The sequence below is a fragment of the Thermosipho africanus Ob7 genome (genome assembly GCF_003351105.1).
GTDB lineage: Bacteria > Thermotogota > Thermotogae > Thermotogales > Fervidobacteriaceae > Thermosipho > Thermosipho africanus.
The window spans coordinates 44,679-66,054 of the sequence record NZ_NKRG01000009.1 but is presented as its reverse complement, the minus strand read 5'-3'; the positions used below and the strand labels follow the sequence as shown (position 1 = coordinate 66,054).

General features: G+C 31.0%; 22 protein-coding genes, 2 tRNA genes and 1 CRISPR repeat array. Of the genes, 8 read left to right on the top strand and 16 right to left on the bottom strand.

Annotated elements, in window-relative coordinates; all coding sequences use genetic code 11:
* Positions 1-218 precede the first annotated feature (218 nt).
* A complete protein-coding gene (locus tag OB7_RS10180) occupies positions 219-344 on the top strand; it encodes a hypothetical protein (protein WP_258167437.1) in 126 nt (41 codons plus the stop codon).
* Positions 345-697: 353 nt separating this feature from the next.
* Positions 698-2,612: direct repeats of the CRISPR family, unit length 30 nt; unit sequence GTTTAGAATCTACCTATGAGGAATGAAAAC.
* Between the two features lie 289 nt (positions 2,613-2,901).
* Here the strand turns inward: OB7_RS10180 and OB7_RS08920 are convergent.
* The 5 genes from OB7_RS08920 to purF are packed head-to-tail and all read right to left on the bottom strand — an operon-like array spanning position 2,902 to position 7,740.
* Positions 2,902-3,807, bottom strand: coding sequence for a phosphoribosylformylglycinamidine cyclo-ligase (locus OB7_RS08920; RefSeq protein ID WP_004104694.1), 906 nt, complete (start codon positions 3,805-3,807; stop codon positions 2,902-2,904).
* Positions 3,804-4,997, bottom strand: a complete 1,194-nt coding sequence (gene purD / locus OB7_RS08915; RefSeq protein ID WP_004104693.1) for a phosphoribosylamine--glycine ligase — start codon at positions 4,995-4,997, stop codon at positions 3,804-3,806. Before purD ends, OB7_RS08920 begins: the two co-directional genes overlap by 4 nt.
* Before the next feature lie 9 nt (positions 4,998-5,006).
* Positions 5,007-5,900 carry a phosphoribosylaminoimidazolecarboxamide formyltransferase gene (locus OB7_RS08910; RefSeq protein ID WP_004104691.1) on the bottom strand — a complete coding sequence of 298 codons (894 nt, stop codon included), beginning with the start codon at positions 5,898-5,900 and terminating at the stop codon, positions 5,007-5,009.
* Positions 5,901-5,923: 23 nt separating this feature from the next.
* Positions 5,924-6,481 (bottom strand): phosphoribosylglycinamide formyltransferase, encoded by a 558-nt coding sequence (purN, locus tag OB7_RS08905; RefSeq protein WP_114703095.1) that lies wholly within the window; start codon positions 6,479-6,481, stop codon positions 5,924-5,926.
* On the bottom strand, positions 6,445-7,740 hold the full coding sequence (gene purF / locus OB7_RS08900) for an amidophosphoribosyltransferase (RefSeq protein ID WP_114703094.1): 1,296 nt from the start codon (positions 7,738-7,740) through the stop codon (positions 6,445-6,447). The genes purN and purF overlap by 37 nt, the downstream gene beginning before the upstream one ends.
* A 357-nt stretch (positions 7,741-8,097) precedes the next feature.
* Between purF and OB7_RS08895 the strand changes: the two genes are divergently transcribed.
* The 4 genes from OB7_RS08895 to OB7_RS08880 all read left to right on the top strand — a co-directional run bounded on the left by OB7_RS08895 (position 8,098) and on the right by OB7_RS08880 (position 10,773).
* Positions 8,098-8,173: transfer RNA gene (locus tag OB7_RS08895), tRNA-Asn, on the top strand.
* Between the two features lie 75 nt (positions 8,174-8,248).
* Entirely contained in the window at positions 8,249-9,163 is a 915-nt protein-coding gene (locus OB7_RS08890) for a DNA adenine methylase (RefSeq protein ID WP_004104688.1), read from the top strand.
* Between the two features lie 9 nt (positions 9,164-9,172).
* Positions 9,173-9,991: a type II restriction endonuclease gene (locus OB7_RS08885; protein WP_004104687.1), complete on the top strand. Its 819-nt coding sequence runs from the start codon at positions 9,173-9,175 to the stop codon at positions 9,989-9,991.
* 2 nt (positions 9,992-9,993) lie between these two features.
* Positions 9,994-10,773, top strand: coding sequence for a TRM11 family SAM-dependent methyltransferase (locus OB7_RS08880; protein ID WP_004104685.1), 780 nt, complete (start codon positions 9,994-9,996; stop codon positions 10,771-10,773).
* On the opposite strand, the gene OB7_RS08875 is transcribed toward OB7_RS08880, so the two are convergent.
* From OB7_RS08875 to OB7_RS08835, 9 genes are all read right to left on the bottom strand, one after another.
* Entirely contained in the window at positions 10,761-12,134 is a 1,374-nt protein-coding gene (locus OB7_RS08875) for an MATE family efflux transporter (protein ID WP_114703093.1), read from the bottom strand. The two genes, OB7_RS08880 and OB7_RS08875, sit on opposite strands and share 13 nt — an antisense overlap.
* Positions 12,135-12,230: 96 nt before the next feature.
* Positions 12,231-13,202 carry an electron transfer flavoprotein subunit alpha/FixB family protein gene (locus OB7_RS08870; RefSeq protein WP_114703092.1) on the bottom strand — a complete coding sequence of 324 codons (972 nt, stop codon included), beginning with the start codon at positions 13,200-13,202 and terminating at the stop codon, positions 12,231-12,233.
* A 14-nt stretch (positions 13,203-13,216) separates the two neighbouring features.
* The gene (locus tag OB7_RS08865; protein ID WP_012579758.1) at positions 13,217-13,999 is read right to left on the bottom strand and encodes an electron transfer flavoprotein subunit beta/FixA family protein; all 783 of its coding nucleotides are present in this window, start codon (positions 13,997-13,999) and stop codon (positions 13,217-13,219) included.
* Between the two features lie 12 nt (positions 14,000-14,011).
* Entirely contained in the window at positions 14,012-15,151 is a 1,140-nt protein-coding gene (locus OB7_RS08860) for an acyl-CoA dehydrogenase (protein ID WP_114703091.1), read from the bottom strand.
* A 502-nt stretch (positions 15,152-15,653) separates the two neighbouring features.
* Positions 15,654-15,729: transfer RNA gene (locus OB7_RS08855), tRNA-Met, on the bottom strand.
* 53 nt (positions 15,730-15,782) lie between these two features.
* Entirely contained in the window at positions 15,783-16,580 is a 798-nt protein-coding gene (locus OB7_RS08850) for a metal ABC transporter permease (RefSeq protein WP_114703090.1), read from the bottom strand.
* Positions 16,567-17,295, bottom strand: a complete 729-nt coding sequence (locus OB7_RS08845; protein WP_114703089.1) for a metal ABC transporter ATP-binding protein — start codon at positions 17,293-17,295, stop codon at positions 16,567-16,569. The genes OB7_RS08850 and OB7_RS08845 overlap by 14 nt, the downstream gene beginning before the upstream one ends.
* Positions 17,282-18,073: a metal ABC transporter substrate-binding protein gene (locus OB7_RS08840; protein ID WP_114703088.1), complete on the bottom strand. Its 792-nt coding sequence runs from the start codon at positions 18,071-18,073 to the stop codon at positions 17,282-17,284. Before OB7_RS08840 ends, OB7_RS08845 begins: the two co-directional genes overlap by 14 nt.
* The gene (locus tag OB7_RS08835; RefSeq protein WP_114703087.1) at positions 18,066-18,446 is read right to left on the bottom strand and encodes a Fur family transcriptional regulator; all 381 of its coding nucleotides are present in this window, start codon (positions 18,444-18,446) and stop codon (positions 18,066-18,068) included. Before OB7_RS08835 ends, OB7_RS08840 begins: the two co-directional genes overlap by 8 nt.
* A gap of 135 nt (positions 18,447-18,581) precedes the next feature.
* Between OB7_RS08835 and OB7_RS08830 the strand changes: the two genes are divergently transcribed.
* From OB7_RS08830 to OB7_RS08820, 3 genes are all read left to right on the top strand, one after another.
* The gene (locus tag OB7_RS08830) at positions 18,582-18,980 is read left to right on the top strand and encodes a secondary thiamine-phosphate synthase enzyme YjbQ (protein WP_004104650.1); all 399 of its coding nucleotides are present in this window, start codon (positions 18,582-18,584) and stop codon (positions 18,978-18,980) included.
* An 11-nt stretch (positions 18,981-18,991) separates the two neighbouring features.
* A complete protein-coding gene (locus tag OB7_RS08825) occupies positions 18,992-19,471 on the top strand; it encodes a shikimate kinase (protein ID WP_004104648.1) in 480 nt (159 codons plus the stop codon).
* Between the two features lie 135 nt (positions 19,472-19,606).
* Positions 19,607-19,885, top strand: coding sequence for an HU family DNA-binding protein (locus OB7_RS08820; RefSeq protein ID WP_004104645.1), 279 nt, complete (start codon positions 19,607-19,609; stop codon positions 19,883-19,885).
* 33 nt (positions 19,886-19,918) lie between these two features.
* On the opposite strand, the gene OB7_RS08815 is transcribed toward OB7_RS08820, so the two are convergent.
* On the bottom strand, positions 19,919-20,773 hold the full coding sequence (locus tag OB7_RS08815; protein WP_004104639.1) for a DegV family protein: 855 nt from the start codon (positions 20,771-20,773) through the stop codon (positions 19,919-19,921).
* A gap of 23 nt (positions 20,774-20,796) precedes the next feature.
* The gene (locus tag OB7_RS08810) at positions 20,797-21,348 is read right to left on the bottom strand and encodes a hypothetical protein (RefSeq protein WP_012579752.1); all 552 of its coding nucleotides are present in this window, start codon (positions 21,346-21,348) and stop codon (positions 20,797-20,799) included.
* Positions 21,349-21,376 lie beyond the last annotated feature (28 nt).

Sequence of the window (21,376 nt, the reverse complement as noted above, 5' to 3'; positions counted from 1 at the left end):
AAAATATGTTAGAAGATATAGAAGGTTCAATATTGTTAGCAGATAGAGGGTACTGGCAATGGGAGTTTGCTGAAAAAATGAAAGAAAAGATGAAGTTATATGTAAGACCTAGTGGAAGAAAAGGGAAAGAATTTATGAAAAGAGAAATAAATAGGTTGATATAAAGCAAAAGATGGGAAATAGAGTGGTACATAGAAATGCAAAAATAGAGGATAAAGATGAGAGGAATGAATGAAAGGAAGCTAAAGGCGCAGATTACATATATGTTACTAGGGCAGCAGTTAACGATATTAATAGACACACTCTCTGTTCATCCTAAGATGATTAGATTGATTGAAAAATAATTTTTACATTGACCAAGCTGTAACTCTAGATATCGAAAATGCCTCTGAAAACAATCTGTTAACTAAATAGAAACTTAATATTAACTAATAAAATTATAGTTGCTGGGTCTAAAACAGAAGAGTGTCTTAACATTATTGTAATCAATGTCAAAAAATTCCTTTTTTACTAATTTATTATTACGGTATTTGTAACGTTTGTGTTAATAATTCAAAATTAGATGATTTTTTAGGAGATGTTTTTAAGTATGAATGATCGTGAAGGCTTATAAATTCTATATTTAACTTACAGTTTACTTCCGCTCAAAGGTTTTGTTACTTTTCTTTGTTATATTTATTTATGTGAATATTTATAGGTTTAGAATCTACCTATGAGGAATGAAAACAGGCTCTATACCCATGTTCTTACCTCCTTTCTTAAATGTAAAAGTTTAGAATCTACCTATGAGGAATGAAAACGATTCATCTTTTATCATCTCCAAAAACCACGCATTTTCTTGTTCGTTTAGAATCTACCTATGAGGAATGAAAACCCAACTGTTAATGCTGCGATATCTATTTCATCTTGTATGGGTTTAGAATCTACCTATGAGGAATGAAAACTGATGAGTGTGGCCCATCACTAGGATATCAAAATTTAATCTCTCGTTTAGGTTTAGAATCTACCTATGAGGAATGAAAACTTTTGAAAAAATTAGTTTATATGTTCTTTCAATTTCTGAATACGTGTTTAGAATCTACCTATGAGGAATGAAAACGTTCGAACTATCGGCGTGTATATCGACAATAGTATCAACAAGTTTAGAATCTACCTATGAGGAATGAAAACGTAGAAGGATATTTTTATGATACCAAAATTACAGGTAAGTTTGTTTAGAATCTACCTATGAGGAATGAAAACTTATCGTATCGTCCTTCCAGTATTTTTGCAAAATTATTAGGGTTTAGAATCTACCTATGAGGAATGAAAACAAAGTTGTTTGGTCTAACAATCCACTCTAAATCTGCTATAAAAGGGTTTAGAATCTACCTATGAGGAATGAAAACTTCCATCGCGCGCGCAGGTATCTTTTTCTTGTTTCTGTTAAAGTTTAGAATCTACCTATGAGGAATGAAAACAGTTTCCAATCGTCATAATGAGGTTCAGTGTAATAACCTTTTGTTTAGAATCTACCTATGAGGAATGAAAACTGCATCACGTATGCCTGATAGTGTTTGTAAATCGAATTTTTCTTGTTTAGAATCTACCTATGAGGAATGAAAACATGTAATTACAGAGCTTTTGTCTTCTTTTGATAGAGATAATATAGTTTAGAATCTACCTATGAGGAATGAAAACACTAGTTGTATATCGTGCTCACTAGTCCGAAATATAAATTCTTTGTTTAGAATCTACCTATGAGGAATGAAAACCCTTTATTATCTCAAAATCTGGTAGTAGATTAAATAATCTTGGTTTAGAATCTACCTATGAGGAATGAAAACTGGGTCTTAACGATTATTTCTATGGCATACTTGAATTGTTTAGTTTAGAATCTACCTATGAGGAATGAAAACTTGTGCGTCGTTTTCGTCGTAAATAAATTCTTGTGTTATAGTTTAGAATCTACCTATGAGGAATGAAAACGAAAACACCGAGGAATTCAATGATCCAGCAAGAGACATAAAACACGTTTAGAATCTACCTATGAGGAATGAAAACACCACTATTAGAAGGAATAGCACATGAGAAGAAAAAACAGTTTAGAATCTACCTATGAGGAATGAAAACTGTGTTTTGTAATTTATCATGTAACTTTAACATACCTTCGTTTAGAATATACCTATGAGGAATGAAAACCCATACTTCTTTTCAATTTCTTTTTTAATATTTCTCATTTGCATGTTTAGAATCTACCTATGAGGAATGAAAACATTTACCAGTGAGTTGGGCATATAACACAGGTTCAGTTTAGAATCTACCTATGAGGAATGAAAACATGTAATTACAGAGCTTTTGTCTTCTTTTGATAGAGATAATATAGTTTAGAATCTACCTATGAGGAATGAAAACAATTCTGCGAGCGAGGACTGTGACCCTCTTCTTCTGGTTCATACCCGTTTAGAATCTACCTATGAGGAATGAAAACATGTCCTCTTGTTTTGACAAAAACCGGTTTTAATGCCTCTCCAGAGTTTAGAATCTACCTATGAGAAAAAAACACAATTTACATCACCGGCCTTTCAATGGAAGGATTTGGTGTTTAGAATCTACCTATGAAAAATAAATAATTATTTCTTTAAACGAGTATTTGTTTTTGATATAGTTTTCAAAAAATTTATATTTTTTAAATTGTTTAAAAGGTTCAAGAATATGTAGATCAAAGACCGGTTTATTTTTCACTATTTGTAATGCAATATAAAGGATAGGAATTGTCGAAATTTAATATGTGGAAGATTCTGGATAAATCAAAAAATGAAGAGTCAAGTCTTCAAAGATAAAATACAAAATCATATTCTTACAATTTAATATAAAAAAAACATGGCTCGTCTAGAGCCATGTTTTTTTGAATGGAATAAATTAAAACTTTATTACTCTTTCGCTTTCCTTTACTCGTCCAACTACTTTTCCAGGAAGTTCATCTGTTTCTGAGACATATAACAAACCATATCCCATGTTAAAGGTATTAATAGCTTCGTCAAATTCTACGTATTTTAAAATCCAATCTACAAATTCCTTTTTTTCAATATTTATTTCATATCCTAAATTTCCAAGCAACCTTCTCAACGCTCTAGTAATTCCTCCACCAGTAACATGAGCCATTGCTTTTATTTTATCAAAATAAGGTATAATTTCCTTATAAATTCTTGTTCCTTTTAGTATATCAAAAGGTAAATCTTTTATGTTTATCTTTTCTTCACTAATTATCTTTCTAATAAGACTCCAACCATTTGAGTGAAAACCAGATGAATCTAAAGCCATAATATAATCACCAGGTTTTATATGAGAATGCTCAAATTTCTTTATAAGTGTGCCAATTGCAAAACCTGCAACATCAAAATGATTTTCTTGATACATATCTGGCATCTCAGCTGTTTCACCTGCAACCAAATACATATCACAATTTTTTAGCTCTTTAATAAGTGCATCAATAAATTTCTTTTCAATTTCACCAATCTTGTGTGTGCCTATATAATCTAAGAATGCTATTGGTTTTGCTCCAACACATATCAGATCATTATAATTCATAGCTATTAAATCTTTTGCTGCCTCCTTGAATGTTCCATGCTCAATGTGAAGTAAAATCTTAGTTCCTATACCATCAGCAGTAACTGCAATTGGGGGTGTAGTAAAAAGCAAAACAGTTGCATATCCAGTAGGTTCTTTTAAAATCCACTCTGGAATATTTACATTTTCCTTTATAATTTTTGCAAATTCATCTCCTTTTTTTACATCTACCCCCGCCTGTTTATATGTATACTTCATGCATAGATCACCCCAATATCTTTTCTAAATATCTTACCATCAAAATCTATTTTTTCTGAAATTTCATATGCTCTTTTTTTTGCTTCTTCCTTATTCTCGGAAAAAGCAACACAATGCAAAACTCTTCCACCATTTGTATAATATTTATCGTTTTCCTTTTTTACTCCTGCACCAAATATTACAAAATCTTCTCCTTGAAGTGGAAAGAGATTTCTTATCTCTTTTCCCTTTTCATATTTTCCCGGATAACCTTTGCTTGCAAGTACAACATCAAGAGCATAGTATTTGGGGTTAAATTCAGGAATATTTTCTTTGTTATAAGCCTTTAAAACGCACTCTACAAAATTGTCTGGGTTTGTTGCCACAATAACTTCAGTTTCAGGATCACCCAACCTTACGTTATATTCCAGGATATATGGAGTTTTTTCGTATATCATTAACCCAAGGTATAAAAATCCCCTGTAAAAAACCCCTTCTTTTTTTAAACCATAAAGTGTTTTTGCAAACAATTCCTCGATCTTTGTTTTTAATTCACCATCAATTTCAATAGGTCCAAAGCTCCCCATTCCACCAGTGTTAGGACCAGTGTTCCCAGTATTAATCTTCTTATAATCCTGTATAAACGGAAACAGTGAAAAATTGTCTCCATTAACAACAGCCATAGCTGAAAGCTCTCTTCCAGGTAAAAATTCATCAATAACTATTGGGCCAGAAACTCCCGCAATCAACTCTCCACTTATTAGCTTACTCCCAAGCTCAACTGCTTCATCTTTATTTTCAACAATCAATACACCTTTCCCTTTTGCAAGCCCATCTGCTTTTAAAACATATGGCGGATAAAATTTTTCAATTTTTTCTAAAAGTTCCTCCCTATTGGATGCAATTTCAAACCTTGGAGTAGTTAAATTGTAAATACTCATAAATTGTTTTGCATAGATTTTTGAGCTTTCAAGTCTTGAAGCTCTACTGTCAGGTCCAAAAACATTAGCATACTTTTCAGCAATTCCATTTGCAAGGTATTCTTCTGAGCCAGGAATTATTAATCCATTAAAATCTTTAAGGCTTTCAAAATCGATATTATTTTCAGTTAATCCATTGCCTGGCGTATAAAAAACTTCAAAACCAGCTTTTTCAAAAGCATATCCCATAGCATGTTCTCTTCCACCAGAACCTACTATACAAACTTTCATATTATCACCTCAATGTCTAAAAACTCTTCCTTCTGCCTTGTAAAATGACAAGCCCATTTTTTCAGCAGCATTAATTACTTCCTCATCTCTAATTGAACCCATTGGTGAAACAACTGCTTTTACCCCAGCCTTTGCAAGAATTTCAAGACCGTCGGGGAAAGGAAAGAAAGCATCAGAGGCAGCATATGCATCTTTTGCTTTTTCGCCTGCTAGCTCTGTTGCTATCCATGCAGCTCTTTTTCTGGAAGGCTGACCGGTTCCTATACCTACGGTAGTCATATCTTTTGAAATTAAAATCGCATTAGACTTTACACCTTCAACTACAATAAAAGCAAATAATAATTCGTTTAATTCTTCAACATCCAATTGTGGACCTGCAACGTGGGTGAATTTTAAATCTGGAAGCTTTCTCTCGCCTATTAAAAATGCTCCAAATGCAGGTTTTCCTACCTTTGGTTCATAATCATTTATCTTTAAAATTCTAACCTTTTTCTTTGAAAGAGCTTCAATTGCTTCTTGAGTAAAACTTTCTGCAACGACAACTTCTAGATATTTTTTCTTAATTGCCATTGCACATTCTTGATCAAATTCAAAGTTAACGGCTAATATGCCTCCAAAACTTGATTCTTCATCTGCTGCTATTGCAGAAAGAATTGATTCAATCTTATCATTCTTTATAGATGCTCCGCATGGTGTTTGGTGTTTTACTACTACACTTGCATAGCCTTTTAGTTTTTTTAGATTATTTGCTATTACATAGGCAGCTTCGGCATCCAATATGTTGTTGTACGAAAGTTGCTTGCCTTCATGTAAAATCTCAAACGCAGGTTTTCCAAAAATTTCTGCTTTTTCATGTGAATTTTCCCCATACCTTAAATCCAAATTAAATTTTTCCAGATACACCCCCGCTCACTCCTTTCAAGAAATTAATCATTCAAAATTTTATCAATAATGATAGGATAATATTTATGCTCTATTTTATGTATTTCTTCTTCAACCCTTTCCAAAGACATTCCATCTATATTAATTGCGTGCTGAAATATTATTGGACCTGTATCAACACCTTCATCTACATAATGTATTGTAATTCCAGTAACTTTAACTCCATATTCATATGCCTGCTTTATCGCATCTTTTCCCTTAAAAGCAGGCAAAAGTGATGGATGTATGTTAACTATCTTCCATTTATTTACTATATTTGGAGGCAAAATTTTCATAAATCCTGCTAGAACAACTAAATCCGGATTTAATTCTTCTAAAAGCGAAAATAATTCTTCCTTCCAATCCTTTGAAAGTTTCTTATAGGAAATCCCCAATCTTTTTGCTCTCTCAATTGCAAAACATTCTTTGTTTACTACTAACATCAAAATCTCTGCTCTTAATTTTCCCTCTCTTTGTGCTTTCACAATTGCTTCAAAATTTGAACCATTTCCTGATGCAAGCACGACTATACGGGGTAATTTAGATTGAGACATCCCAGGCATAAATTATCTCCCCCAATTGCTTTTTTTAATCCTTCAACAGATAAATAATGAAGTTCGTCAGCATTAATTTCACTTAAAATTTCATCTATGCTCTTTTGATTTGCTATAAGCTCATTTTTTCTTGAAGTATCAATGCCATAAGGGCATGGTCCAATAACAGGTGGTGAATGTATACCAACTTTTACTTTCCTTGCACCATTTTCTTTTAACATCTTAACTATCTGCTTCATCGTTGTTCCACGAACAATAGAATCATCAATTATTATAACTTCTTTATCCTTTATAACTTCTGGTATTGGAACAAGCTTTCTTTTTATTATCTCTTCACGATTTTCAGGCATAATAAAGCTTCTTCCAAGATACCTGTTTCTCATAAGACCAAGTTCTATCGGAATCCTTGATGCTGCTGAAAAACCGAGTGCTCCTGAAAATCCTGAATCTAGAATTGGAATAACTATATCTCCCCTCATGTTGCTTTCTTCAAATAAAATTTCTCCCATTCTATATCTTGCTCTGTGTACATTTCCATACAAAAAGTTACTATCTGGTCTTGAAAAATAGATATATTCAAAAGAGCAAAATTTAACATCAGTGTTTGCATACTTTACCTTTTCAATTCCACTATCAGAAAAAATTACTATTTCTCCAGGCAATACCTCAACAATTTTATTTGCACCTATTGAATAAAGAACTGAGTCTTCTGATGCTATAACATAACCGTTTTTGTACTTTCCATAAAAAAGAGGTCTAAATCCAAACCTATCTCTTGCTGCTATTAACTTGTCTTTTCCAAGTATAACAACAGAATAAGCCGAAGGAATTCTTGAAAATGCCCATTGAATTGATAGTATTGGATCAGAGTACGGGGCAAGAGAAATATAATGAAGGAAAATTTCAGTATCAAGAGTTGAATTAAAGACAGAACCTTTTTCCACAAGTGAGTTAATTCTAGATTCTGCATCAGGAATGTTACCATTGTGTGCTATTGCAAATTTTCCTTTTGATGTAATACCTATAAGCGGCTGAATCTCTGTGTTTGAGCCGTATGTAGAATACCTAACATGGCCTATACCACTATTTCCTGGTAAAAAGTTTGACTCATTCAAAACTTGAGAAACTAGTCCCTTGTTTTTTATCATTTTAAAATCTTCAAGAACTATTCCAACACTTTCTTGTCCTCTGTGTTGTAATCCAAGCAATAAATCATGTAAAACGTTATAAGATTTTTCAACGTTCCAAACCCCTGCTATTCCGCACATAACACCCCTCCACATTTAAAATGAAAATGAGGAGCATTAGGCTCCTCATTTTTGCACAATCAAAGTTCCCTTTGCGGGAATATATAATAAATAAATGATAATGATTTTATTTTTAAAAGTTTTTTGTCTTTCATGTATCCCCCTCCTACATCTTGATTTTAAATCTAAAATAAAATTTTGTAAAGAGTAAAAAGTTAAAATTTATGTTGCTTAAAAATATTAAAAAGGGAAATTGAAAGTTGACATTTTCACAACTTATGATATATTTTTATTAGTGTTATAAGTATATATCCCATAAAAAGTGATTATTGACAAAAAACAGGAAATATGGTATAATATAAAGTGATAACGATGGATTCCGGCGTAGCTCAATAGGCAGAGCGGGTGGCTGTTAACCACTAGGTTGGGGGTTCGAGTCCCTCCGCCGGAGCCAAAAAGTGGAGTGTTAAACTCCACTTTTTTTTATTTTAATAGATGTTATAATATAAAAAGCAAGGGATGTGATATATTGCAATTAAATTTATTTACATATGAAAAAAAAGCAAAGCCTTTTCTTAAATGGGCTGGTGGAAAAACACAGTTAATAAAAGAAATTGATAAAAGATTACCTTCAATGCTTAAAAAAGGAAAACCTATGAGATACATTGAACCATTTGTAGGAAGCGGCGCCTTATTATTCCATCTTTTAAATAATTATAAAATTAAAGAAGCATATATTATTGATATAAACGAAAATTTGATAAATTTATATCTTGTTATCAAAAACAATGTATTTGAGCTCATCGAACAATTAAAGTCATTCGCCGATGAGTACAAAAGTCTTTCAGAAAATAAAAGAAAAGAATACTACTACTTAAAAAGAGAAGAATACAATCAAGAAAAAGAAGATAAAATCAAAAAAGCTGCACTACTAATATTTTTAAACAAAACTTGCTTTAATGGGCTATACAGAACAAATAAAAAAGGCGAATTTAACGTTCCCTTTGGGAAATACAAAAATCCAAAAATTCTTGATCAAGAAAATTTAATAGCCGTTGCAAATAAACTGAAAAATGTAAATATATATTCTGGGGACTTTGAAATAAGCAAAAATTTTCCCCTTGATGAAGAAACTTTAATATACTTTGATCCTCCATATAGGCCTATTAGTAAAACTTCAAGCTTCACATCATATTCAGCAAACGATTTTGATGACAACGAACAAATAAGACTTAAAAAATTTTTTGACTATGTAACGTCAAAAGGGGCCAAAGCAATACTTAGTAATTCTGATCCAAAAAATTTCGATCCAAACGACAGTTTTTTTGATAATTTATACAAAAACTATATAATAGAAAGAATTTTTGCAAAAAGATCTATTAATTCTAATAGTGAGAAAAGAGGGTATATAAGAGAAATTTTGATTAGAAACTATGAAAATTAAGGTGATAAAATGAATTTTGATGAATTTATAAACACTCTATCTGACACAAATATAGCTTTAGATTCAATAACAGATTTTCAAAAAGTTATTAAAAATGTATCAAAATTAGAATTAAAATTAAATCAACTTAATTATTTAATTGGAAAAAAGAATCTTAAAGAAGCTATAAAAGAAATATTTGAAGAAAATCCAAAGTCTTTCGAAATATTAAATATCTTAGTTGCTATTCGAAATTCTAATATTAAAGTTATTGACAAAAACGGAAAAATAAATAAACTAAGCGATTATTTTCAAAGCCCAGAACAAATCTATGAGTATATAAAAGAAACCGGACTAGAAGAAATTTTTAAAAATAAAAACATTAAAAATCTTGTAGATTATGTTTTTGGAATTGAAGTTGGACTTGATTCCAATTCAAGAAAAAACAGATATGGAAAAATAATGTCAAAAATGGTAGAAAATTTATTAATTCAAAACAAAATAAAATACAAAAAAGAAGTACCTAGCAATTCATTAAAAGAAATAAAAAACTTAGGTCGCGACATAAAAAAATTTGACTTTCTCATCAAAACAAACAAAAAGACTTACTTGATTGAGATAAACTTTTACAATGTGGGAGGCTCAAAACTTAACGAAATTACAAGGTCATATATAGAAATTTCTAGAAAATTGAAATCATATAAAAATTACGAATTTGTATGGATAACAGATGGAAAAGGATGGCTGCGCGCAAAAAATAAAATCCAAGAAGCTTTTGAATATATTGAAAAGATATATAATTTAAATACACTAAGCAAATTTATACAGCTTCTAAAAATGGAGTTGTGAAAATGGAAATAAATAATAAATTAGAAATAACTACAGTATGGTCATTTCCAGAAAGGGGAAAATGGGAAACTCATAATTCAAAATATAGAGGAAATTTTGCTCCTCAGATCCCAAGAAACTTAATTCTCAAATATTCAAAAGAAGGAGAAGTTATTTTAGACCCAATGGTTGGAAGTGGCACTACCTTAATTGAAGCAAAAATATTAAATAGAAAATCTTTAGGATACGATATCAATCCTAAATCTGTCGAAATAACAAAGCAAAATTTAGAATTTCAAGGAGATTATAAATACGAACCTATTGTAAAAGTAGGAGATGCAAGAAATCTAAGCGAAATAGAAGACAATACAATTGATTTAATTATTACTCATCCCCCATATCTAAATATTATTAAGTATTCAGAAGGAACGATTGAAGGGGATCTTTCAAATATTTCAAATGTTGAAAAGTTTATTAAAGAAATAGATAAAATTGCAAAAGAATTGTTTAGAGTCCTAAAAGAAAATAAATATTGTGCAATTTTAATAGGCGATACAAGAAAACGTGGGCACTATGTACCATTATCTTATTATGTCTTAAAAGCATTTTTAAATAATGGCTTTGTATTAAAAGAAGATATAATAAAAGTTCAACACAATTGCAAATCAACTCCATACTGGGAAAAACAAGTTAAAAAATACAATTTTCATCTTATTATGCACGAACATTTATTCATATTTCGAAAACCTTCTAAAAATGAAAATTTATCTCCTATAAAATTTAGCACAAACTATCTATTTTGATAAAAAAATTTTCTATCTATAGATTTTACCGTAAAAATTCCCCATGTAAATGTAATAGCTGCGGAAATCGCATTCCCTGTTACAATCCCCCACCAGACTCCATTTAAACCGATATTAAATACAAAAACATACAAATAGGAGAATAAAACTTGCATGATTATCGTTCTATTTATTGAAACAATCATACTCCTTATTCCATAACCTGTTCCTTGAAACATGGAGGAAGTAAACATTCCAAATGGTACTCCTGGCAAAAACAACGATAAAATTCTAAGTGCATTTACAAGTTCACTGTAAATTTGTGCACCATTTTCTGAATACGTAAAAGCCTTTGCAATGTAATTTGCAAAAATTAAAATAGAGCTCATAACAATCAACGAAATTATTTCTCCAAATCTAATAGCATACAAATAAGCTGTTTTCAATTTTTTAGCATCCCTTTGTCCAAACGCTGCACCAGTCACAGAAGTAACAGCAGTTGCTATCCCAATCAACGGTACTGTCCCAAAGTTTATAATCCTCCAGGCGCTAGTAAAGACAGCTATTCCTAAATCTTTTCCCGCTTTAACCGCAAAAACGTTCAATACGAACATTGCAGCAGACATTGCAATCTGCGCTATCGAAGAAGGAATACCAACCCTTAATATATCATTTATTATCTTTGCTTCAAGTTTCATTCCTTTAATATGTATTGAAACATATGTATCTTTTTTTATAAACAACCAAAAAACAATTAAAATAGCAGAAACAAGTATTGAAAAGACTGTTGCATAAGCTGCACCTTTTATTCCAAGTTTAAATGTATAAATAAAAAGTGGATCCAAAAAGATATTAAGTATCGACCCGATCGAGATTGCATACATTGCTTTTTTTGCGTCACCTTCTCCACGCAAAATTCCATTTGAAACGTTATTAAACATTAATAGCGGAATGGAAAATATAATTATATAAGAATATTTTAGAGTTTCATCCAAGACTTTTTTGCTTATTCCTAATACTTCTAAAACAGGTTTAATAAGGGCTAAAGATACAATCATAAAGGTAATTCCAAAGATAACAGCTATTGCCAGCGAATTTACAGCAGCTTTATCAGCTTCATGTTTATTTCTTTCTCCAATTTTTCTTGCTATAACTGAACTTGCACCAACTCCAAGCCCAGATGCAAGAGAAATTATTATCATAAATATTGGGAAGAATGCACCAATAGCTGCAAGCGCTGCTGGACCAAGTCCTGCAACCCATATACCATCGACCAAGTTATACATAGTTTGAACTAACATTGCAAATATCATAGGGATAGAAAGTTTTACTATTGCTCTTTTTGGATCACCTTGAAGTAATTTAACACCCTTTGTTTCCACAAAAGTTCACCTCCAAAGATAAAAAAAGTGCCTCTTCACATTGAAGAGGCAAACAACTTCATTTATATTATACATATTTTTCTAACTTTTTCAAAATTATTGTTTTAAAAACCTTAATTTTTCAATCAACTTTGGAACAACTTCGTATATATCTCCAACTATTGCATAATCTGCTATTTTAAATATAGGAGCATTTTTATCTTTATTAATAGCTATTATACATTTTGAATCTTTCATTCCTGCAATATGCTGTATTGCTCCTGAAATACCACAAGCTATATATATTTTCGGTTTTACCGTTTTCCCAGTTTGGCCAACTTGGATTTCTTGAGGTGCCCAACCTGCCTCAACCGCTGCACGTGAAGCCGCAATTGTACCATTTAATTCTTTTGCAAGGTCTCTTAAAAGATCAAATCCTTCCTTCTTTGAAAGTCCTCTCCCCCCTGCAACTATAACATCACTTTCGGTGATATCTTTTAAAAGAGAGTTTTTTTTCATAATTTCTAAAGTTTTTGTTGTACAATTCTTTTCAAGTTCAAATTCAATTTTTTCTATTTCTGGAATCTTTTCTAATTTTTTTGCCTCAAAAATACCCGGTCTTACAGTTGCCATCTGAGGAATATGTTCAGGACAAATAATAGTTGCCATTATATTTCCGCCGAAGGCAGGTCGTGTTTGAAGCAATAAGCCATCCTCATCTAAATCAAGCTGTGTACAATCTGCGGTAAGACCGGTATTTAACTTTGCTGCAAGTCTTGGAGCTAAATCTCTACCAACTGACGTTGCACCAATTAACAATATATGAGGTCTGTTATCTTTTATCAAATTATACAATGCATTTGTATATACCTGGCTGTCGTAAAATTGCAAATCTTTATTGTACAAATGAACTATTTTATCTGCTCCATACTTTGAAATAGTATCATCCAAATCGTCTTTATCAATGTAAACTGCTACAACCTTTGCACTCAATTTTTGTGAAAGTTCATTTGCTTTTGTCAAAAGCTCAAGACTAACTTTTTTCACCTTTTTATTAAACGTTTCTATATAAACCCATATTTCTTTCATCTTTATTTTCCTCCTTATATTAAATGCTTTTCCTTGAGTTCTTTAATGAGAGTTTGAACTTTTTCATCTGTACTTCCTTCAATTACCTTAGTTTCTTTTTCAAACGTCGGGGTAAATGTTTTCTTTACTTTTGTAGGTGAACCTTTCAATCCAATTATGCTTTCATCAATTTTTAAATCATTGTTATTCCAGATTTGTATTGGATCTTTTTGACAAATATCAACTAACCTTCTTACATCCAGATACCTTGGATTGTTAGCTTCTTTAACAACGGAAAATAAAACAGGCGGCCTTGCTTCCATAATCTCAATATAATCATCCATCTCTCTTTCAATTAAAAATTTCCCTTCTTTATATGAAAGCTTTCTTACATAAGTTACCTGAGGTATACCAAGTTTTTGTGCAATCTGAGGTCCAACTTGAGCAGTATCTCCATCTATAGCTTGTCTTCCAGTAAATATTACGTCGAATCCAATTTTCTTAATTGCTTCACTTAAAACATTAGAAGTAGCCCATGTATCAGAGCCGCTAAAAACCTTATCACTAATCAAAATCGCATCATCTGCTCCCATAGCTAAAGCTTCTTCAAGTACTTCTTTTGCTTGTTCAGGTCCCATAGAAATAGCAGTAACTTTAGCCCCTATTTGATCTTTTAACTTCAAGGCTTCTTCAAGGGCAGCTTTATCATCATAGTTCATAATGGAAGGCACACCTTTTCTAATAAGTGTTCCAGTTATTGGATCTATCTTTAACTCTGTAGTATCCGGAACTTGCTTTATACAAACCACAATATTCATATTGTTTCCCCCTTACTTTAGTATGTTTGATGATATTACAATCTTTTGAACTTCTGTGGTCCCTTCATATATTTCCGTTATTTTTGCATCTCTCATCATTCTTTCTACTGGATATTCCTTTGTATAGCCGTAACCTCCATGCAATTGAACAGCCATTCTTGTAACCTCCATTGCAACATCTGAAGCATAATACTTTGCCATTGCAGCTTCCAAAGAATAATCAGAACATTTCATCTTCTTTAAAGCAGCATTATAAACAAGACATCTTGCTGCCTCAATCTTTGTTTTCATTTCTGCAATCATAAACTGGACCGATTGAAATTTTGCAATTGGCCTTCCAAATTGTTCCCTTTGCTTAATGTACTTTACTGTTTCATCAAAAGCACCTTGTGCAATCCCAAGGGCTTGGGCTGCAATACCGATACGTCCGCCATCTAGAGTTTTTAAAGCAATTTTAAACCCTTGCCCTTCTTTGCCAAGCAAATTTTCTCCAGGAACTACAACGTTATTTAAAATTAGCTCTGCCGTTGCTGAACCTCTGATTCCCATCTTTTCTTCAATCTTTCCTATGCTAAATCCGGGTGTATCTCTTTCGACTATAAACGCACTTATACCTTTTGCTCCCAATTCCTTATTAGTGGAAGCAAAAATTATATAAATATCTGCAACCCCACCATTTGTTATAAATATCTTTGTTCCATTTATAATCCAATTATTTCCATCTTTAACTGCATATGTAGATTGATTTGAAGCATCACTTCCAGCATTTGGTTCAGTCAATGCAAATGCACCAAGTTTTTCACCAGTTGCAAGAGGTCTCAAAAATTTTTCTTTCTGATAATCCGTTCCATAGTAGTATATTGGCCAACAAGCTAAAGAATTATGTGCTGAGAGAATAACCCCTGTAGTAGCACAATATCTTGAAATCTCTTCAACTGCTATAACATAAGATAGATCATCAGCTCCTGCTCCACCGTATTCTCTTGGAATATTCATTCCTAAAAAACCGTATTTCCTTAACTTTTCAACATTTTCAATAGGAAAATAACCTTCCTCATCAACCTTTGCTGCAAGATTCTTAAACTCTTTTTCAGTTATCTCTCTTGCTGCTTTTTTTATCCATTTTTGAAGTTTCGTAAGTTGAAATTCCAACGCAAGTTCCCCCTTTTTGATTTGTGATTTTTTTAACATTATCTATTAATATTTTAACATCAAATCAAAAATCATGAAATTTTTCACGATTAAGATTAAAAGGCAATATATTCATTTGAAAGCTTTAAATAGTATAAAGCTAAAAAAATCACATCAAATCTAACTAATAAAAAATTCCCAGGAAAACCTGGGAATTTTACTATTTTATACTTTCTATAATTTCTGGAATAAAGAAATTTTCTATAGTAGCGTATAAAGCTTCATAGAGGTAGGTAACATTTTTAAATGTTTGTGGAGACATTTAATATCTTAATAGAAAAATTTTTCACACATAACTATATAGTCAATCATCATTAACATTAAAAGTTACTTAGGCAAATTCATATTTCAAAAAGAAAAATTCTCTAATAATTTATTCATTATACTCACTAAGGAAAAAAATTCAATATTGTAAAAAAAAAAACGGAGCCTTATCGGCTCCATTCTCTTAACTTTTCTATTTTGGTGGCGGCGATGGGACTCGAACCCATGACTCACTGATTATGAATCAGTTGCTCTAGCCACTGAGCTACGCCGCCGCGTCTAATATAATATCATAATTTATTTTTGATGTCAATAATAAGATTTATGACTATTTACTTTTTTTGAAAAAGAGCAAAAAAACAAAAGCTGTAAAAGATGTTAAAACGATTGAAGGGCCTGGTGAAATATCAAGAATATATGCAATGTAAAATCCTATAATAGATACAAGGACATTATAAACAACCGAAATAAAAAACACACTTTTATACGATTTTGCAAAACTTTTTGAAACAAGTCCTGGAATTATTAAAAGTGCCCCAAGTAAAATAACTCCGGAAATCTTTACTATACCTACTACCATTACAGAAATTACTCCCAAAAGCAATGCTCGAAGCAAAGAAGTTTTTACTCCATAAAAAGAAGCCATCTTTTCATCTGCAAGAAAGTAAAGTATTTCTTCTCTAAAAATAGCTAAAAAAACGATTATCAATGTTATTATAAACATTAGAAAATAAAAATCAGATATATTAACCAGCAATATGTCTCCAAACAAATAACTTGTTATGTCCTGAACGTATGTAGAACTTTTTGAAAGCAAAATAACACCCACAGACATAAATACGGGAAGCAACATACCTATAGCACTATTTTCATGAATCTTACTTTTATTGGTAAAATAGCTTATTATAATCGAAAATACTATAGCAGTTAAAACTGCCATAAGCCTATAATTAATTCCAAACAAAAGCCCAAACGCAAGGCCCGCAAAAGCAGCATGGGCAGTACCATCACCAATAAACTCCATCCTCTTGTAAACAACTATTGGTGATATGAGTGCTGAAGATATTGAAGCTAAAATTGTAGCCAAAAATGCTATCCTTAAAAAGTCAAATTCAAATATCTCCATGTTCATGCTCCCTTTCATAATGGTTTTTAGATCTTATCCACAAATCAAAATCAGGAAATAACAATTTTAATTCATCGGGCTTTATTTTTTCTGTTGGCCCATGGCAATGAAGAGTTTTATTCAAACACATCACCGTTGTACACTTTTCAAAAACCATACCTATATCGTGAGAAACCATTATAATCGTTAAATTAAGTCGTTTTTGAAACTCTTCTAAAAGCTCATAAAATCTTGCTTTACCCATTTGATCAACACCAGCTTCTGGTTCATCTAAAATCAAAATATCTGGTTCAGAAACCAACGCTCTTGCAAGTGAAAGTCTTTGAATCTCTCCACCTGACATTGTCCCTATAAGTTGCTTTTCTTTTCCTGAAAGTCCTACTTCTTCAATTAGCTTTTCAATAAGTTTTACATTTTTCTTATTTCTGTAGCTTCCCATTTTTACAAATTGATAAGCGTTAATAGGTACCTCCCTATTAAACGTTTGAACTTGTGGAAGGTATCCTATTTTCCCTTCTATCATAACTTCTCCAACGTAATTATCTATTTCACCAATTAGAATCTTTATCAAAGTAGATTTACCCGCCCCATTAGGACCTACAATTCCTACAAACTCACCTTTTTTAATTGAAAAGTTGATATTTTTTAGAATATATTTTTCCCCTATTAGATAGTTTAAATCTTTAACCATTACAGCTATATCATTTGTCATCATTTAACGCCTTCCTTATCTCTTCAAAATTTTGATAGTAAATATCTATGAACTTTTTAGCATTTACTCCAAGAGGATCTAAAGTGTAATACTTTTTGTTCAGTTGTTTTGATATAATTTTTATTTCATCCTTTGATTGTTGAACCTCAGAAAATATTGCAATAATATTTTCAGATTTTATAGTTTCTATTAACTTCTTCATACCAACTGAAACATTGTGCCCTTGCTCAACCCACTTCACCTTTAAATTTAATTCTTTAAAAAAGTAGTAAAAACTTGGATGATGAACAAGCACAGTCCCACTTAAATTTAACGCTTTATAATCTCTCAAAAATTCATCAATTTCACCCAAAAGAATTTTTGCATTTGCTTCAAAATCACTCCTGTACTGAGGATAAACTTTACTTAATTTCTCAACGATTGTTGGAATTATATAAAACTTGACAAAGTAAGGATCAAGCCAAAAATGTGGGTTGTTGTATTCAACAAACAAAGAAGGAATATAATCTCTTAAATATACAACATAAAATTTGCTTAAATCTGGTTCTATCCCACCATTTGCAAAAATAATATTTGCTTTTGAAAGTATTTTTACATCACTTACTCTTAGTGAATAAGTATGGGGATTTACATTAGGGCTAAGCAACAAATATACCTCATCTTTTTCACCTACAATTTGTTTAACAATCAAATAGTATGGATTGATAGTTGTAACTATCAAAGAAAATGAAAGGGATGAAACAAAAATTAAAAAGACTGTAAGTAATATTTTATTATTCATTCCCTTTTACCTCCTTCCTACATTTTTTACACAATCCTTTAAAATAAAATACGTGATCTGTTATAAGATAACCAAATTTACTCTTAATTTTCTTTTCAAGTTCACTTGCCATACACTCTTCAAAAACTTCTATTTTTCCACAATTTGTGCAATATAAAAAGTGGAAATGCTTATCTTTTGAAAAATAATACTTAGTTCCACCATCAAAAGATACTGAAGAAATATAGCTTTTTTTCTCAAGATAATTTAAAGCTCTATATACAGTTGACAAATTGGGTTTGAAATTATTCAATCTATAAATATCTTCCGCATTAAGTGGCTTCTCACTTGAATTTATAACATCTAAAACCAATTTCCTCCATTTTGTCAGCACTTCATTCCCCTCCAAGTAATTGCAAATGCAAATCATTTGCATTTATATTATAATAAAAAAAGTTATAAAAATCAAGTAAAATTGCAAGTAAAACAGTTTTTATGATATAATAGGCTTTGAAAAGGGGGAATAAAGATGCTTTACAGCTTAGAAGTTCCTACAAAAACAAGAAATGAGTTCATAGACATAACTCATAAAATAGAAGAAACGATAAGTAAATCTGGTATTAAATCAGGCATTTGTGTGGTGTTTGTTCCACATACAACTGCAGCTGTTACTATAAATGAAAATGCTGATCCTTCAGTGAAAAGTGACATAGTTAAAACTTTAAACAAGGTTATACCTGCTAATTGGGATTATACCCATATTGAAGGAAACTCTGATTCACATATAAAATCTACACTTGTATCTCCAAGTATTACTTTAATAATAGAAAATGGAAAATTAGTTCTTGGAACATGGCAAGGTGTATACTTCTGCGAGTTTGATGGTCCAAGGAGGAGAAAAGTTTTTATTAAAATATTATCTGATTAGGGGGGATTTAATTGCCTTTGTATATAGTTGGACTCCCTGGAAGCGGCAAATCTGCTGTGGGAAGAATTTTAAAAGAAGATTTTGGATACGATGTAGTTGATTTTGATGAAATATTAAAAATAGAAACAGGAAAATCTTTCAACGATATAATTAGAAATAATGGTCTTCAAACAATAAAATCACTTGAAGGAAAATTTCTAAAGCGTTTTAAAAAATTTGAAGAAAAAATTGTAGTTACTCTTGGAACTATCTCAAACCTTGAGCTTTTTAACGGAAAGATAATATACATAAAAATTCCAAAAGAAAAATTCGTTAAAAGACTAAAAAAGATCAATAAAAAATACAGTGATAAAGAACTAGATATAATCTTTGAAGAGATGCATTCTATATTTTCACAAAAGGCAGATTTGGTAATTTCTTCCGAGAATAAGACAAAATTCGATATTTCAAAGATTATTGACGATTTTTACAGAAAAAACTTAAAAAAATGATTATTTTGTCTTATTTCTCGTTTTTTCATTATAATGTTTCACAAAGCCTTATAAATAAACTATTTGCAATTGATACACCAAAAATGATATATTATTATCGTACTTATCACCATTAACTAAGAGGAGGGAAAAGGTATGAGTAAAAAGGAACTTGTTAACATGATCGCTGAAAAGATTCCTGAATTAAAGAAAAAAGACATCAAAGCAGTTGTTGATGCAGTATTTGAATCAATTTCCGATGCATTAGCAAAAGGGGAAAAAGTTCAACTTATCGGATTTGGAACATTTGAAGTAAGAAAAGCAGAAGAAAGAACAGGTGTAAACCCAAGAACAAGAGAAAAAATTAAAATTCCTGCAAGAAAAGTTCCAAAATTCAAACCTGGAAAAGAATTAAAAGAAAAAGTAAACAAATAATGAAAAAAGGTGCCCCAAGAAGGGCACCTTTTTTTAATCTAATATTAAAGCCGCAACTCCAACCAAATCAGGTCCCGTATGAGCTGAAAGCACTGTTGAAACTTCTGATTCAAAAGCTCTAACACAATTTTCGATATCCCTAATTTTTTCAAGTAAACTTTCTTTTATTCGCCTTACACTTTCGCTATTACCAGTTGTAGCAACAATCGAAATAAATTTTTTGTTTGAAACAAATTTTAAAAACTCTTCGTACATTGCATTAATAGATTTTTTAAAACCATGAGCCTTTGTAACCGTATAATATTCTCCTTCTTTATTTACAGATATAACTGGTTTCATTTTTAAAAATTCTCCGAGCATTGCCTTAACTTTACCTATTCGTCCACCTCTTGCAAGATATTTAAGTGTTGGAATAACATAAAAAACTTTTGATTTTTCAATATCTTCTTTTGATTTTTCTACAACATCTTCAAATAAGCTACCAGAATGTATGTATTCAATACATTTTCTCACAATAAGGCCAGAACCTACTGAAATATTAAGTGTGTCTATATTTACTATTTTTACATCATCAAATTTTTCCATTAGCTCTTGGCTAATCAATCTAAAAAGATTAAATGTACCACTTAAATTACTTGAAATGTTAAAAGTTATTATCTTTTTATAACCTTCATTTATAAAATCAAGCATAACCTGCCTAATAGCTTCTGGATTTGGAAGTGAAGTTTTTACTTCTCCATCTAAGTTTTCAAACAAAAATTCTTCATCAATTTCTCCATCGTTATATTCTTTTCCATTTACAAATATTCTTAATGGAACCACCTTTAAGGGATAATCAACATTTCCCACATCACATCCAGAATCAACTACAATTCCTATTTTTTCCATAAAATTCACCTACTTTCTATCTCTCAGACATTAGAAAAAGATTCATATACAACTGATGAAATCGCCCTATGATACTTATAGCTCACATTACAACCTTTAATAATCTTTCCCTTAATAACATTTACTATCCTAAATTCTGATTGATCAGGCGGAAGATTACTATTTAATATATCATTACCCAGCCTATGAAAATGTTTTAAAGTCTTTTCATTCCATTCTCTCATATCAGGTAGTATGTAATAATAAAAGACTTTATTTCTGTGTTTTACATGAAAATGAGTATTCAAGTATATCTTCACTTTTCTCTCACCAATATCAAATGTTTTATAAAATACCCTTTTTGTCGGATTTATAAAATTAAAAAATTTCGTTTTACAAATAATTTTTTTAAAAATTTCAAATAAGTCTTCAAATTCTTCATCAAGAATGTATCTTGCAAGTTCCTCATCTTTTGTTGTAAGATAAATGTTTATTACGTCAAAAAAGTTCTTATATTGCTCCTCATACTTAAAATCAATAGGTTTAAGCCTTGTAATAATTCTTGCAACATTTTCCGCACATAAAAGTTCTTCCATTTATACCCCCCCTATTATATGTAACTGT

Excerpts from the sequence above, each read along its gene's own strand:
- OB7_RS10180 (WP_258167437.1), top strand. The coding sequence starts at position 219 with ATGAGAGGAATGAATGAAAGGAAGCTAAAGGCGCAGATTACATATATG.
- OB7_RS08920 (WP_004104694.1), bottom strand. The coding sequence starts at position 3,807 with ATGAAGTATACATATAAACAGGCGGGGGTAGATGTAAAAAAAGGAGAT.
- purD (WP_004104693.1), bottom strand. The coding sequence starts at position 4,997 with ATGAAAGTTTGTATAGTAGGTTCTGGTGGAAGAGAACATGCTATGGGA.
- purN (WP_114703095.1), bottom strand. The coding sequence starts at position 6,481 with ATGCCTGGGATGTCTCAATCTAAATTACCCCGTATAGTCGTGCTTGCA.
- purF (WP_114703094.1), bottom strand. The coding sequence starts at position 7,740 with ATGTGCGGAATAGCAGGGGTTTGGAACGTTGAAAAATCTTATAACGTT.
- OB7_RS08885 (WP_004104687.1), top strand. The coding sequence starts at position 9,173 with ATGAATTTTGATGAATTTATAAACACTCTATCTGACACAAATATAGCT.
- OB7_RS08880 (WP_004104685.1), top strand. The coding sequence starts at position 9,994 with ATGGAAATAAATAATAAATTAGAAATAACTACAGTATGGTCATTTCCA.
- OB7_RS08870 (WP_114703092.1), bottom strand. The coding sequence starts at position 13,202 with ATGAAAGAAATATGGGTTTATATAGAAACGTTTAATAAAAAGGTGAAA.
- OB7_RS08865 (WP_012579758.1), bottom strand. The coding sequence starts at position 13,999 with ATGAATATTGTGGTTTGTATAAAGCAAGTTCCGGATACTACAGAGTTA.
- OB7_RS08850 (WP_114703090.1), bottom strand. The coding sequence starts at position 16,580 with ATGGAGATATTTGAATTTGACTTTTTAAGGATAGCATTTTTGGCTACA.
- OB7_RS08845 (WP_114703089.1), bottom strand. The coding sequence starts at position 17,295 with ATGATGACAAATGATATAGCTGTAATGGTTAAAGATTTAAACTATCTA.
- OB7_RS08840 (WP_114703088.1), bottom strand. The coding sequence starts at position 18,073 with ATGAATAATAAAATATTACTTACAGTCTTTTTAATTTTTGTTTCATCC.
- OB7_RS08830 (WP_004104650.1), top strand. The coding sequence starts at position 18,582 with ATGCTTTACAGCTTAGAAGTTCCTACAAAAACAAGAAATGAGTTCATA.
- OB7_RS08820 (WP_004104645.1), top strand. The coding sequence starts at position 19,607 with ATGAGTAAAAAGGAACTTGTTAACATGATCGCTGAAAAGATTCCTGAA.
- OB7_RS08815 (WP_004104639.1), bottom strand. The coding sequence starts at position 20,773 with ATGGAAAAAATAGGAATTGTAGTTGATTCTGGATGTGATGTGGGAAAT.
- OB7_RS08810 (WP_012579752.1), bottom strand. The coding sequence starts at position 21,348 with ATGGAAGAACTTTTATGTGCGGAAAATGTTGCAAGAATTATTACAAGG.